Genomic DNA, 14,789 nt, shown 5'->3' with positions numbered 1-14,789 from the left:
ATGAAAAATTTTTTTTTAATTTTTTTTGGTTTGTTTTTCATATTGACATACTCACAAAGTAAAAAATTATATATTTTTAATGTTGAGTTAAACGATTATAACAATGTTCCAAAAGTTGAGAACGTAAAAGGAGTTATGAAATATATTGGTAATGATGTAAAAGAGAGAGCTTTTTTTTCAAAATATACAATCATAAAATTTTATCAAACTTATCCCTCTTCAAAAGTTAACAAATCCCTCAATATGTTTACTTTTGTTACTCAAAGTAGCAATTTAAAGAAAGATTTATTAAGCAATTTTCCAAAAAAATATTTGAGAATTGAAGATTTAACAGATGATAAAATAGAATTACTTAATTCCTATCCTAATGATTATGGTACTACAAGTCCAGTAACTAATTTAGGTGTTAATTTAAGTTTAAAAAGTTTTGATTATATTAACGCTCCAAAAGCTTGGGATTATTTCCCAAATAATAAAGGTAATGTAACAATTGGTATTTCAGATGGTAAAGTTAATAATTCAGATGCCGATTTTGGAAGTAAAGTAACTTATTTAAGTGAAAATTATTTTAACCCAACATTTGATTGTTCAAATAATGGGAATGATTCAAGACATGGTACAGGTGTGGGTGCAATAGCAGCTGCTCAAGGTAATAATGCACATGGAATTACAGGAGTGTGTTATGATTGTAAAATATTGAATGTTCCATATACTTTAACTTATAATGGTTTGCTTGATTTAGCTAATGCAGGAGTTAAAGTTATAAATATGAGTTGGATTAATGGTTATAATTATGATGACCCTTCATATACTCAAGGTTATGTACAATCTCAACAAGATATTATAGATCAATTATATAACATGGGTGTAGTATTGGTAGCTGCGGCAGGTAATAATTCTCAGTTTGGAGCACAGGCTCCAAATTATGCTCTCTATTGTTATCCAGCATCCTATAATCATGTTATATCGGTTACTGTTGTTCAATCAAAAAACCCTAATTTTGCAGACGAAGTGACAAATGAGACTTGGGGTCCAACTTCTTGGTACAATGAAGATTTAATAGCACTTGCTGGGTCATTTAATGCAGGTGTTTTTTATCCATGGGAAGGAACTACAACCAATAGTAGAGTCGACATATGCGGACCTGGTTATGCCCCTTCTTTCGGTAATTTTTTATTAGGATGTTCAGGAGAATATGCAACTGCTACTTCTGCAGCAACTCCTTATGTTACAGGAACTGTAGCCTTAATGCAATCATTAAATCCATGTCTACTTGTAGATGAAGTAGAGGATATATTACAATTAACATCTAAAAACATTGAAGCTAATCCATATAATTTAAAGTTTGTAGGACGATTAGGTTCTGGTAAACTTGAAACAGGTGATGCCGTTGAATTTGTGAGTGAAGCAATGAGTCCTAACGGTAATGCTATAATTGATGGTCAAGATTTTTGGAGGTTTAATTTAGATTTAAGACATATAAATAATAAATTGACCATTTCTAATCAAATTTTGAGAGATAAAAATATATCAAACTTCACATCTAAAAAAATCATTGAAATTATGAACTCCGATTTTAAGCCAAATTCTGATGGTTTTGTGGATTTAAAAATAGATGCTAATTTGGTTGTTTGCAACACACCTCAATCTACACCACAATCAAAGTTGAAAAAAGATATTCTTAATGATACAACTTACAATACAACTATTCTTTACCCTAACCCAAACAAAGGAATATTTACCATAATGTTAAATAACAATGATTTAAAAGGTGTTTCTGTTAATGTATATGATGTTCTTGGAAAATCGGTTTACAATGCAGTTTCCTATGAAACCACATTTGATATTAGTATTCCTAATGTTCCTTCGGGTATATATTTTGTAAAATTGACATCCGTAAATTTTAATGAAATATTGAAATTAATAAAAGAATAATATTGTTTTTAAAAATAAGGAGGATAATATCCTCCTTATTTAGTTTTCTAAATACTCCTCCGCAATTATAATGTAATTAAGCTCCTTTTCAATAAATGTTGTAACTTGTTTTCAAATTGCAATTATTTCACCGGAATTTTCAAAAATAAAAGAAGTCTTAATAAGGCAACTTTTGGGAGATTTGTTAAGAATAATGACTTTGGCTTTTGGCTACCAAATTGTTGTAAAGTCAATGATTAAAAAATATTTTATTATCGAAATAACATTCAATTTGTTGTATCTGTCTTTATCTTATTATTTGGTACGAATTTTCTCTTTTGAAGGCGCTTTGCAAGCTTATTTTTTTGCGAATTTAATTTTGTTTATTTTGATTTTATGGATGTTTAGGAAATTATTTTTTATTCCTGTGTTAAAGTAGCAAATATAAACACCAAACAAATTATAAAGATTCTTATTTGAATTGGCTCAAAATTTAGGTATTTTTGAAAAAATAATTAAAAAAAATAAATGATTCAATTATACTTCGATCCTGGAACAGGTGCTTTAATTGTTCAATTTTTAGCAGCAGCAGTTGCTGGCTTCTTATTGTTTTATAGAACTATAAAGATGAAAATAAAATCTATTTTTGGTCTAAAGGACAAGAAAGAAGACGATTTTATGGATGAAATTGACGATAAGGAAGATCAAAAATAAATGGAATCAAAAAGAAATACTTCCTCTTTTAGAGATCCATCGGGTTTTGTTTTTATCGAAGATAATACGGTAAAAAGAGTTGTAAACCCAATCTATTTTGAGCAATACAAAGCTTTAACAGATAGCGGTTTTTATAAGACTCTTTTCGATAAAAAGTATTTAATTCCACATCAGGAAGTTTCAAAAAGTAATGTGGAAATTATTGTTGAAGCTTCAAAAATTCCTTTTATAAATTATCCTTATGAATGGAGTTTTTTACAGTACAAACACGCAGCTTTATTGACTTTGAAGATTCAAAAATTGTGTTTAGAAAATAACTTTATACTGAAAGACGCCTCTGCTTTTAATATTACTTTTCACGAAGGGAAACCAATTTTTATAGATACTTTATCTTTTGATTTTTATCAGGAAAATAATCCGTGGCTGGCTTACAAACAATTTATAATGCATTTTTTAGGGCCATTGGTTTTGGCAAAATACTACGGGCAAGACCATCTGAAAACCTTATCCCAAAATCTAGAAGGTATTGCTTTGCAAAAACTGTCTAAACTATTACCATTAAAAAGTTTTTTGAGTCCCACAATATTGACTAATATTCATTTGTTGGCCAAATATGACAAGAAATATGAATCCGATAAAAAGACCGTAAACAACAATTTAACGAAAGTCTCCCAAGTGAAATTATTAGATGGTTTGTATGATTTTATTTCCAATCTATCGGTTAATGAAAATACGGAATGGGATCATTATTACAACCAAATCAACTATAATGATGCAGCTTATCAATACAAGAAAGAGGTTGTCAAGGATTGGTTCTCATCAATAAAAGGCGAAACTTTAATTGATATTGGAGGTAATGACGGTACTTTTTCACGAGAATTAAAAGATGTTGCAAAACTTATCATTGTTGCCGATGTTGATGCAAATGCCGTCGAACAAAACTACAAAAAGGTTTTAAAAAATAAAGAAATAACAATTCTGCCAATTGTTGCCGATGTTTTAAATCCTTCCGCAAATTACGGTTTTAATAACGTGGAACGTTTTTCTTTTATTGAGAGAGTAAAAAATTCCAATCTTGATGGTTGTTTAGCTTTGGCGGTGATTCATCATATTACTTTATCCGGAAATATTCCATTTTCATTTTCAGCTAGGTTTTTTTCTCAAATGGCTCCAAATTTATTGATTGAATTTCCGACTAGAGCGGATTCCTGGGTTCAGTTTTTACTGGATAGCAAAAGGGAATTCAAAAACCATTTTGATTTTTATAATGAAGAGAATTTCGAAAAAGAATATGCGGTTTATTTTGAAATTGTAAAGAAAGAAAAAATCGTATCTTCAGAAAGAATTTTATACAGTTTAAAACGCCGTTAACAGTAATTTAAATTTAAGAAGTGAAATTCGATATCAAAGAAAAATTTAATATTTTTTTGAATAATTCAAAAGACTACCCAATTTTAGCTGGCTTTAGTGTTGGGTTTTATGCCCTTGTTTTTTATTGTTCCAATAATTTTGATTTGGTTAATTCTTGGCAACAAACAATTGTTTTCATTATTAACTTTATTGTTTTTCCGACTACAATTGTATTTGGAATATTTAAAATCATTAAAAAAAGCAAGTTTTCTTCCTTTGCAACACAAAGCATTTTAATGATGATGTTAGTGTTATTACCAATTTATTTATTTGGAATTTCAAACTTATTAACTTCATATAAAAAAATGGGATTGATCATAATTCTCTTCATTTTTTTTATTAAGTTCAAAATTTATAATTATAAATATTTTATAGTTCTTGTTTTTTTAATGTCGGTTTTGCCAATAGTAAAATTAGGAAAAATAATATACTTAAATTATTCAAATTCAGCGGATTGGAAACTTCAGCCAGATGGTATTTTAAAAAGCAAATTCAAAAAGACTCCAAATATTTATTATATTCAACCTGATGGTTACACAAACGGAATTAATTTGAAAGGGCCACTTTACAGATTTGATAATTCGGAATTTGACAATTGGCTAAAAGACAAGCAATTTACTTTATATGATAATTACAGGAGTAATTATAGTTCTACTTTATATTCAAATTCGTCTTGTTTCTTTATGAAACATCATTTTTCAAATGAATTTTCAAAATTCAATTATGCCCGAGATTTGATTGTGGGTAAAAATCCTGTTTTACAAATTTTCAAGAATAATAATTACAAAACATTTTTTATTACAGAGATTCCCTATTTGTTGATGAATAGACCACGTGTTTATTTTGATTATTGTAATTATAAATCAGACGAACTCCCTTATTTTAAAGACGGCTTGTCTTGTTATAAAGGGATATCAAACGAAATTGAATATCAAATCGTAAATAATAAGAAAACCAGTAATTTTTTCTTTATTGAAAAATTTAATCCTGGCCATATTTCTAATGCAAAAAATCCCAAAAGTAATGTCGAAAAGGAAAGAATTGAATACATTAGTGGCTTGCAAATTGCAAATGGCTGGTTAAAGAAAACCATTACGATTATTGAAGAGAATGACCCAAATGCAATTGTCATCATCGGTGCAGATCACGGCGGATATGTAGGGTTTGAATATACCTCTCAAGCCCAAAACAAAATCACGGATGGCAGACTTTTGAATTCTATTTTTGGAGCTAAATTAGCGATTAAGTGGAATGACTCTCAGCATTCAGCTTATGATGCCAGATTAAAAACATCAGTAAATTTATTTAGAATAGTATTCTCTTATTTAAGTGAAGATAAATTGCTTTTAAATAATCTTCAACCTAACACGAGTTATAACTGCTATGATGCTTCTGATTTTTCAAGAGTTTATAAAGCAATTGAGAATTAATTAGGTTGTTTCTAAATTCCAAACCTCCAAGTATTTCCCGGCGATTTCTATGTAATTGTGCTCTTTTTCAACAAATGTCCTTGCTCGTTTTCCAATGGCAATTATTTCATTTGGGTTTTCAATTAAAATAGACAATTCATTTACAAGATAATCTACATCTGGTAAAGCATTTACAGCAACTCGTTCGGTCAAATTGTAGTATTTTGTAAATTCATTTTCGGCACCCGTAAAAACCACTTTTCCTTTTGCCATAGCTTCGAGCGCATTATATCCTTGGTCATAAGCATAAACCTGATCGAGTAAAATATGAGCTTTGTTATAGAGTGAGATATATTGATTGTAAGGAATGTTTTCAGTAATTATTATTTCTACTTTAGAGTCGTATTTTTCATTGATTATTTTTAAAGCTTTTTCGAAAAAAGGAATTCCTTTTTTTATATAACTACCTCGATTGATTCCTAAAAAAATAATGACTTTATCATTAATTTCTAGTTTTTCAAATTTAATTGTATCAGTGTTTACGGGGTTTGGAATAAAATGCACTTTATATTCCATAGCTTCCAAAGGGATTTTATAATCTAAATCGGAAGCAATTAAAGTGGCACAATTAATTTTCAGCCAATCAAAAGTTTTTCTATAACTTTTGGTTCTGTATTTTAAAGGAAATTGAAACTGTTTTTGTAGTGAATTATCTTCAAAATAAGGAGTTAAAATAGAATATTTCAATTCCTTTTTAAACAAATAATCGATAACGGGAGTTTCATCACCACAAACTAACAAACTGCGACTTTTAATATTCCTGAACAATTTTTTATAAAGAAAACGAGCCAAAAAAGAGTAGGTCTCAACAGCATCGGAATTGATTAATTGTACGTGATTGTATTTTTTTAACTTTGGTAGCAAGAAATAAAATCTTAATGCTCTTTCGAGTTTTTCCAAATCTATTTTTGTGATTTTATAAAGCAGACTTTTGCTCTTTTGGGTTAACCAAAAATGAGAAAAAAAAGCGGAATGGATAGAATAATCAGTGTCGTATTTTTTGAAATCATCGCCACTAGCCACCATAATTACCTCGTGACCTTGGGAGACGAGACCTTCTTTTAATGAATTATGCAATCGGCTGTATTCTCCTATCAAAAGTATTTTCATTTGCCAAACATAAATTTCTATATTTGTGTAAATATACTAACAAATTGACAAACGAATTAAAAAAACAAGATTTAGAAATTCTGGTTTCGACAATGAATCGAAACACTTTGGACTTTTTAATTCCGATGTTTCCTTTTTCTGCTTTTTCTAATTTTTCAATTTTAATTATCAATCAGACTCAGGAAAATAATTTGTTGGTCTCAGAATTCTCTAATGTTCGAGTTATTAATTCTTTCGAAAAAGGTTTGTCCCTGAGTAGAAATTTGGCTTTAAAAAATGCCAAAGGTAAAATTGTTTTAATTGCTGATGATGATGTAGTTTATAAAAAAGATTTTGACGCTAAAATTATACAAGCGTATAATCAATTTGGTAACAAAGCCGTGATTAGTTTTAGTATCGAAAAACCTAATGGTTTGCTGTTTAAAAAGTATTTGCCAGGCGCAAAAATGAATTTGAGTTTGATGGAATTGTTCAATGTTTTGTCAATTGAAATAAGTATAAATAAGTTGATTTTAGATAAATTAGGAGTTACATTTGATGAAAATTTTGGGCTTGGAAGTAGATTTGAAATGGGTGAGGAGGCTGTTTTTTTATCTGACATAAAAAACCAAAATCAACAAATTGCATTTGTCCCAAGCGTAATTGCCTCACATCCAGAAATTTCCTCTACTGAGAGATTTGATTTTGGACAACGTTATTACATTCAGGGAGCTTTTTTATCCAGAGTTTTAAAAGCGAACTATTTTTCTGGTTTAGCCACCAAACTTTTTTTTGATTTGAAACAAAAAAAACTAAAAATTAATCAAATTCCAGAAGCTATAAAGAATGCTAATCAAGGAAAAACAGATTATTACAAATTAAAATACAAAAACAATGCTTAACGAGATTCAATTCATAAATTTTCCAATAGTAGAAGATGTACGGGGAAATTTAGCATTTATACAAAATGATATTTTGCCTTTTGAATTCAAACGAATTTATTATCTTTTTGACGTTCCTAGCAGTGCTTTTAGAGGCGGGCATTCTCATATAAATCAGGATGAAATTTTAATAGCTTTGAGTGGGAGTTTTGAAGTCGTTCTTGATGACGGAATGGAAAAAATGACAATACTTTTAAATAAACCAAATATAGGCTTGCCAATAGCTACAGGAATTTGGCGCGAATTGCAAAACTTTTCATCCGGAGCAGTCTGTCTTGTTATTGCTTCAGATGTTTTTGACGAAGCTGATTATATTCGGGATTATGATGAATTTTTGAAATCGAAAGAATGAAAATTCTTTATATAACACCAAAAATTTCAGGTGAAGGAGGATTAGTTCGGGTAATTTCCTTGAAAGCCAATTATTCATCGAATATTTTTGGGCACGAAATTCATATTTTAACCCAAAATGAAAATCATTCTTTATTTTATGAATTCAATGAAAAAATTGGCTTGCATAATATGCTTTTGAAAGGAAAGGGATTAAAATTATTGTTCAGTTACAGAAAGGAATTAAAAAAGCAAATAAACATTATAGACCCAGATTTAGTTATTGTTTGTGAGGGTTTAAAAGGTTTTTTTATCCCATGGATATTACCTTTTAAAATTCCAATTATATTTGAAGTTCACGGCTCTATTTTTAATATTGAGAATGAACTAGGAAGTACTCTTTTAAGTAGAATAAAACAAAATATTGAAATATTATTCAAAAAACTTGCAGCAAGAAAATTCACGAAAATTATCTTTTTATCTGAAGAAAGTGCTAAAGAATGGAATTTAAAAAATAGTGAAATAATCCCCAACCCAATATGGTTTACTACTGATAAGACCTCTGGCTTAAATACTAAAAGAGCTATATCAGTTGCAAGGCATTCCTATGAAAAAGGGATTGACCGATTGCTTTTAATTTGGCAAAAAGTAGTATTAATTCATCCAGAATGGACTATAGATATTTATGGAGAAAGTGAAACAAATTTGAGTTATCAAATAATGGCTCAAGAATTAAATATTGAATCTAAGGTAAATTTTCACAAACCAGTTATAAACATTGTTGAAAAATATCAAAATGCAAGTTTATGTCTTATGACATCAAGATTTGAAGGTTTCGGGATGGCACTTTTAGAAGCAATGACCTGTGGATTACCCTGTATAGCTTTTGATTGTCCTTGTGGGCCAAGATCATTAATATTCAATGATGAAAATGGATTGTTAATTGAAAATCACAATATAGATGTGTTTTCCGAAAGTGTTATCCAATTAATTAGTGACAATAACAATATGAAACGTTTAGGAAAAAACGCAGTTTTATCTGTTCAGAAATATAATTTGGAGGATATTATGGCGCAATGGAATAAGTTGTTTTTTGAAATCACAAACAAACACTAACTTAATTAGTTTTATGCAACATTATATATCATTTGGCGATTTTTTGGATATTTATCATAAAGTTCGGGAAAAAAGTGTTGCGTATTTTTTTAAAAAATTTAAAATCCTCCCGAAATCGAGAATTGAATCTAAATGGGATGCTTTTGAATCGACATCAGATTTTTGGTTAATTCCGGAAATTCAGCAATCTTGGAATTTAAAAATATCCGGCAATCCAGAAATGATTTATGAAGATTATGTTTTTAATAAATACCTGTCCGATAAAAAAGATTTAAGAATGCTTTCTGTGGGCTGCGGCGAAGGGTTACATGAAAGAAATTTCGCAAAACATTTCTGTTTTTCGCAAATTGACGCCATAGATTTTTCTAATCAAAGTGTTGTAAATGCTCAGAGATTAGCTATAGAAAATAATTTCAAAATAAATTATCAATCTGGCGACTTTAAAAAAATAGAGTTCAAAAACAACTCCTACGATTTAATCTTATTTTCGTCAAGTTTACATCATTTTGAAAATGTAGAGGATACTCTAGAAAATTATGTAAAACCGTTATTATCAGAAAATGGAATTTTAGTTGTTTTTGAATATGTCGGCCCAAATAGATTGCAATGGTCTAAAAAGCAACTTGATAAAGCAAATCAATTGCTAGAAAAATTACCAAAAAAGTACAAATTATTGATTAATAATTCTTCAAAGAAGAGGAAGGTATATAAGCCTGGAATTATACGGATGTTCCTTGTTGATCCTTCAGAAGCAATAGATTCAGAAGCAATAGTTCCTGGTTTGAAAAGTAAATTTAAAATTTTAGAGCAAACTAATTTGGGTTGGAATATTCTGCATATTTTGTTAAAAGGAATTTCTCATAATTTTTTAAATGAGGAGCCAGAAACAAAGACACTTATTAAAAATCTTTTAGAAGAAGAAGATATATTCGTAAAACTGGAATCACATTCCGATGCGATTTTTGGTGTTTATCAGAAATAATTTAATTCTTTAAAGAACAAAAATAACCCAGTTTATACAAATCAAATAGTAATAATGATTGATTTTGGGAAAGCAAGTTCTGTTCTATTTTTCTTTCTGTTTTTTTGAATAAAAATGTGATAAAGCCAACAAGATAAAATCTTTTTAAAAAACGATATATCCTTAAAATTTTACTTTCTGAGCTGTCTAAAGGATTCGATTTGGTTATTAACTTCAAATTTTTCAAAGCTGTTTTCGTCTTATCTAAAAACTGTTTTGAGGTTTCCAAACCCAGATGATAGGTTGGATTATCAATGTGTTTTACTAAAACCCCTTTTTTTTTCAAATCAGACAAAAAAACTAAATCTTCATAACCATATTTAGTGATTGATTCATCAAATTTATTGCAGACAAACACATTTTTATAGATTAAAATATTAGATGTCAGTGCGTTTCCGTTAGGATTAGTATTTCGTTTTTCTGCCGAAAGCGATTCTCGTGCATTGCCATAAATCCATCTCAATAATCTGTCATTTGCTGGCTTTTCTTTTTGGTACTCGATTCCGCCATAAACAACCTTTTCGTCTTCATTTATTTGGGAAATATAGTTGCGGATAAAATCATTTTCGGTTGGGAAAGTGTCACAATCCATAATCAGCAGCCATTCAAATTTGGCTTTTTCTGCTAAAAAATTGATATTTTTTCCTCTTCCTAAATTTGAATTGTTTCTTGAAAAATTACAATTTTCAATACTGTTAATGTTTTGATTTTCATTCAAGAATTGATTTGAGGCGTCGTCTTGACATAAAATTTCAAAATTTATTTTACATTCCAAACATTGTTTGTATAATTCCGAAACTAAAGGAAAAGTATCATAGTTATATATTGGAATGAGTATCGAGATCATTAGATCGTTTTTTGAACCACTTCAAAAAGTTTGGTATCTTCACACTTGAGTGTTTTGGATGGAAACTTCATCAATAATGCATAATCGTGAGTGGCCATAATTACTGTTTTTCCCAACTCATTTATTTTTTTCAAAACCTCTAGAACTTCAACGCTGGTTTGAGGATCAAGATTCCCTGTTGGTTCATCCGCAAGAATAAATTCGGGATTGTTAAGTAAAGCTCGTGCAATGGCAACTCGTTGTTGTTCGCCACCAGAAAGTTGATGAGGCATTTTATCGGCATAGGCTTTCATCCCAACTTTATCTAAAACTTCATCAATTTTATGTTGTATTTCTTCCTTTTCTGTCCATCCGGTTGCTTTCAGAACAAATAACATATTGTCTTTTACGGTACGATCTGGAAGTAATTTAAAATCTTGAAAAACAAAACCTATTTTTCTTCTCAAAAACGGAATGTCGTCTTCTTTTAAAGTGGCCAAATCAAAGTCTACAATCCTTCCTTCACCTTCAGCCAAAGGCAAATCAGCATATAAAGCCTTCATAAAAGTACTTTTTCCAGAGCCTGTTTTCCCAATGATATAAATGAATTCACCGTGCTTTACTTCAAGATTTATATTTGATAAAATAATTTTTTCATCTTGAGAAATTGTTGCGTTTTTTAAAGACAGTACAGATTGTGACATTTGAGATTTTGTTTATGGTGTAAAAGTAACAAGATAACGGCGGCATTCAAAATAAATTTTATCCAAATATAAGAGAATTACTAAAATTATCATTCTTAAATAATTACTTGCAAAATGAAATTACAAAATCCAATTCTAAATTGTTTAAAAAGATGTTCATAATAAAAGCGAATAGCGTTCCGTTATAGCTTATAGAATATGATACATTTGAATTATTAAACCAAAACTACAATGCGTAAATTTTTCTGGCTTTTCTTTTTAGTATTTTTTGTTCAATCCCTATCCATTTCGGCTCAAAAATCAGCAATTTATACACACGATTCGAAAGATTTCGACAAAGCAATTTCGTTGTATAATGAAGCCCAATATGCTTCAGCCCAAATTATTTTCGAAAAAGTTAAATCGGCTACGGCCAATGAAGAACTGCTCTCAGATTGTTCTTTTTATATCGCCAATTGTGCTATTAGAACTAATCAAGCCGGTGCAGATGTATTGATGGAGCGTTTCGTATCAGATTATCCCACGAGCAGGAAACAAAACCAGGCTTATATTGGAGTAGCGCAGTTTTACTTTGCTCAAGGAAATTATCCTCAAGCTTTGGAATGGTTTGATAAAGTGGATGAAGGTAATTTGAGTGGGAACGACAGAGATAAATTTAACTTTCAGAAAGGCTATAGTTTTTTTGTTTCCAAAAATAAAAAAGAAGCCACAGGCTATTTGAATAAAGTGGTAAATTCTGTCGAATATGGTTCGCAAGCCAAGTATTACTTGGGTTTTATGGCTTATGAAGGAGACGATTACAAGCAAGCTACCAAATATTTTGACGAAGTTTCAGGTGAAGAAAAATACAAAGAGAAATTGTCCTATTACCAAGCTGATATGAATTTCAAGCTAGGTAATTTTCAAAAAGCGATTGATTTAGGCTTGAAAGCGATGGACAAATCAAATCCTGTTGAAAAGTCGGAATTGAATAAAATTATTGGCGAAAGCTATTTTAATTTGAAACAATACGATAAATCCATTCCGTATTTAACATTATATAAAGGCAAAAAAGGCAGATGGAACAATACCGATTTCTACCAATTGGGTTATGCCTATTATATGCAAAAAGATTACGAAAATGCCATTTCCCAATTCAATAAAATCATTGCCGGTAAGGATTTTGTGGCACAAAATGCCTATTATCATTTGGGCGAAAGTTATTTGAATTTAAACAAAAAGCAAGAAGCTTTGAATGCTTTCAAAAACGCTTCCGAAATGAGTTTTGACCCTGCCATCCAAGAAGATGCAAGTTTGAATTATGCAAAATTGAGCTACGAAATTGGAAATTCTTACCAAAGTACTCCAGCAGTTTTGATAGGTTTTATAAAAAAATATCCAAATAACGCCAGCAAATCCGAGGTAGAAAAACTATTGATAGATTCCTATATTTCATCAAAAAACTACAAGGAAGCCTTGGTTTTATTGGAAAAGAATAAATCACCCGAAAATAAATTGGCGTACCAAAAAGTCACTTTTTATAGAGGATTGGAATTATATACCGATGGAAAATATCAGGAAGCAGCAACGCTATTTTCGAATTCTTTAGACGAACAAAAGGATGCCAAATTTTCGGCACGAGCCACATTTTGGAAAGGTGAAGCCGAATATGTTTTGGACGATTTTAAAAATGCGGTTTTGAGTTACAAACAATTTATGGGTATGGCTGCAGCCAAAGAAACACCGGAATATAAAAACAGCAATTACAACGTTGCTTATGCCTATTTCAAATTGAAGGAATACGACCAAGCGGGAGATTATTTTGACAATCAAATTGCAAAAGTGAAAGACGACAAAGTGCGATTGAATGATTCGTACTTGCGTTTGGCAGATTGCAGGTTTGTTACTTCTAAATATACTTCAGCTTTAGAAGCTTACAATAAGGTAATCGAATTGAAAAGTGTAGATGCGGATTATGCTTATTTTCAAAAGGCAATTTGTTACGGATTCGTCTCTAAAAATGACAGAAAAATTGAAGAACTCAATGCTTTTTTACAATTGTATCCAAAATCAGAATATAGAGACGATGCTTTGTTCGAGCTAGGAAATACCTATGTTGCCGATAATAAACAAGACCTAGCCATAAAAACCTACGACCGTTTAAACACCGAATTCAAGAAAGGTTCATACACTTCTAAATCAATTTTGCGTCAAGGATTGGTGTATTATAATGCAGATAAAGACGAACAAGCCTTGACAAAATTCAAGAAAGTCGCCGCTGATTTTCCCAAAACTCCCGAGGCATTGGAAGCTGTTGCAACTGCTCGATTGATTTATGTTGACAATGGTAAAGTAGATGAATATGCGAATTGGGTTCGAACTCTTGATTTTGTTGCCGTTACCGATGCAGATTTGGATAATGACACTTATGAAGCTGCCGAAAAACAATATTTGCAAAACAATACCAAGCAAGCAATTTCTGGATTTAGTGGTTATGTTTCCAAATTCCCGAATGGCATTCACTCCTTAAAAGCTAATTTCTATCTTGCCCAATCTTATTTTTCTGATGCTCAGGAAAGTAAATCAATTCCTAATTATGAATTTGTAATTGATCAACCTCGAAGTGAATTTACGGAGCAATCCTTGGCGAGATTGGCGCAAATTTTCTTGAAAAATGATAACTACGACAAAGCGATTCCGGTGTTGTCACGTTTGGAAAACGAAGCTGATTTTCCTCAAAACAAAACTTTTGCACAGTCTAATTTGATGAAATGTTATTACGATAAAAAGGATTACGACAATTCAGTTGTATATGCCGAGAAAGTTTTGACTAACCCTAAAACCGACGATAATGTAAAAAGTGATGCGCAAATTATCATTGCTCGAGCGGCTATTCAAACGGGTGATGAAACCAAAGCTCGTTCCGCTTATGCCAAATTGCAAACCATTGCCAAAGGAGAGTTAGCTGCGGAAGCCTTATATTATGATGCCTATTTCAAAAATAAGGATGGGAAATTTGAAGCTTCAAACACGGTAGTTCAGAAATTGGCTAAGAATTATTCCAGTTATAAATATTTCGGTGCCAAAGGATTGGTTCTGATGGCGAAGAATTTCTATGGATTGAAAGACAGCTTTCAAGCGACTTATATTTTGGACAATGTAATAAAAAATTTCACTGATTTCCCAGATGTAGTTTCAGAAGCACAAATAGAATTGGACAGCATTAAAAATGAAGAATCTAAAACGAATTCATCGATAACAAATTAAATAAAAATC

Annotated in this window: 12 protein-coding genes; 9 read left to right on the top strand and 3 right to left on the bottom strand. The window is 30.5% G+C overall.

Annotation, left to right across the window (positions count from 1 at the left end; translation table 11 throughout):
• From ACH2BV_RS06270 to ACH2BV_RS06255, 4 genes are all read left to right on the top strand, one after another.
• Window positions 1–1,935 (top strand): S8 family serine peptidase, encoded by a 1,935-nt coding sequence (locus ACH2BV_RS06270; RefSeq protein ID WP_395049874.1) that lies wholly within the window; start codon window positions 1–3, stop codon window positions 1,933–1,935.
• Window positions 1,936–2,442: 507 nt separating this feature from the next.
• Window positions 2,443–2,628: a hypothetical protein gene (locus tag ACH2BV_RS06265; protein WP_395049873.1), complete on the top strand. Its 186-nt coding sequence runs from the start codon at window positions 2,443–2,445 to the stop codon at window positions 2,626–2,628.
• Complete coding sequence (locus ACH2BV_RS06260; protein WP_395049872.1) at window positions 2,629–3,999, top strand: class I SAM-dependent methyltransferase; 1,371 nt, start codon at window positions 2,629–2,631, stop codon at window positions 3,997–3,999.
• Between the two features lie 437 nt (window positions 4,000–4,436).
• Complete coding sequence (locus tag ACH2BV_RS06255) at window positions 4,437–5,468, top strand: hypothetical protein (protein ID WP_395049871.1); 1,032 nt, start codon at window positions 4,437–4,439, stop codon at window positions 5,466–5,468.
• Here the strand turns inward: ACH2BV_RS06255 and ACH2BV_RS06250 are convergent, their stop codons facing one another.
• Entirely contained in the window at window positions 5,469–6,617 is a 1,149-nt protein-coding gene (locus ACH2BV_RS06250) for a glycosyltransferase (RefSeq protein WP_395049870.1), read from the bottom strand.
• Between the two features lie 44 nt (window positions 6,618–6,661).
• Here ACH2BV_RS06250 and ACH2BV_RS06245 point away from each other — a divergent pair, with 44 nt between their 5' ends.
• Genes ACH2BV_RS06245 through ACH2BV_RS06230 form a run of 4 tightly spaced genes read left to right on the top strand, consistent with a single transcriptional unit; the run spans window position 6,662 to window position 9,965 of the window.
• Window positions 6,662–7,498: a glycosyltransferase gene (locus tag ACH2BV_RS06245; protein ID WP_395049869.1), complete on the top strand. Its 837-nt coding sequence runs from the start codon at window positions 6,662–6,664 to the stop codon at window positions 7,496–7,498.
• Window positions 7,491–7,889: a sugar 3,4-ketoisomerase gene (locus ACH2BV_RS06240; RefSeq protein WP_395049868.1), complete on the top strand. Its 399-nt coding sequence runs from the start codon at window positions 7,491–7,493 to the stop codon at window positions 7,887–7,889. The genes ACH2BV_RS06245 and ACH2BV_RS06240 overlap by 8 nt, the downstream gene beginning before the upstream one ends.
• A complete protein-coding gene (locus tag ACH2BV_RS06235; RefSeq protein WP_395049867.1) occupies window positions 7,886–8,983 on the top strand; it encodes a glycosyltransferase in 1,098 nt (365 codons plus the stop codon). The genes ACH2BV_RS06240 and ACH2BV_RS06235 overlap by 4 nt, the downstream gene beginning before the upstream one ends.
• 13 nt (window positions 8,984–8,996) lie before the next feature.
• Window positions 8,997–9,965 (top strand): class I SAM-dependent methyltransferase, encoded by a 969-nt coding sequence (locus tag ACH2BV_RS06230; RefSeq protein ID WP_395049866.1) that lies wholly within the window; start codon window positions 8,997–8,999, stop codon window positions 9,963–9,965.
• Window position 9,966: 1 nt separating this feature from the next.
• Here the strand turns inward: ACH2BV_RS06230 and ACH2BV_RS06225 are convergent, their stop codons facing one another.
• Entirely contained in the window at window positions 9,967–10,851 is an 885-nt protein-coding gene (locus ACH2BV_RS06225; RefSeq protein ID WP_395049865.1) for a glycosyltransferase family 2 protein, read from the bottom strand.
• Window positions 10,851–11,534: a cell division ATP-binding protein FtsE gene (locus ACH2BV_RS06220; RefSeq protein ID WP_395049864.1), complete on the bottom strand. Its 684-nt coding sequence runs from the start codon at window positions 11,532–11,534 to the stop codon at window positions 10,851–10,853. Before ACH2BV_RS06220 ends, ACH2BV_RS06225 begins: the two co-directional genes overlap by 1 nt.
• A 231-nt stretch (window positions 11,535–11,765) precedes the next feature.
• On the opposite strand from ACH2BV_RS06220, the gene ACH2BV_RS06215 reads away from it, so the two are divergent.
• Window positions 11,766–14,780: a tetratricopeptide repeat protein gene (locus tag ACH2BV_RS06215; protein WP_395049863.1), complete on the top strand. Its 3,015-nt coding sequence runs from the start codon at window positions 11,766–11,768 to the stop codon at window positions 14,778–14,780.
• Window positions 14,781–14,789: the final 9 nt, after the last annotated feature.

The organism is Flavobacterium sp. (assembly GCF_043780635.1).
GTDB lineage: Bacteria > Bacteroidota > Bacteroidia > Flavobacteriales > Flavobacteriaceae > Flavobacterium.
Note: the sequence above shows the minus strand (reverse complement) of the source record. Positions and strands in the feature narration are given on the sequence as shown.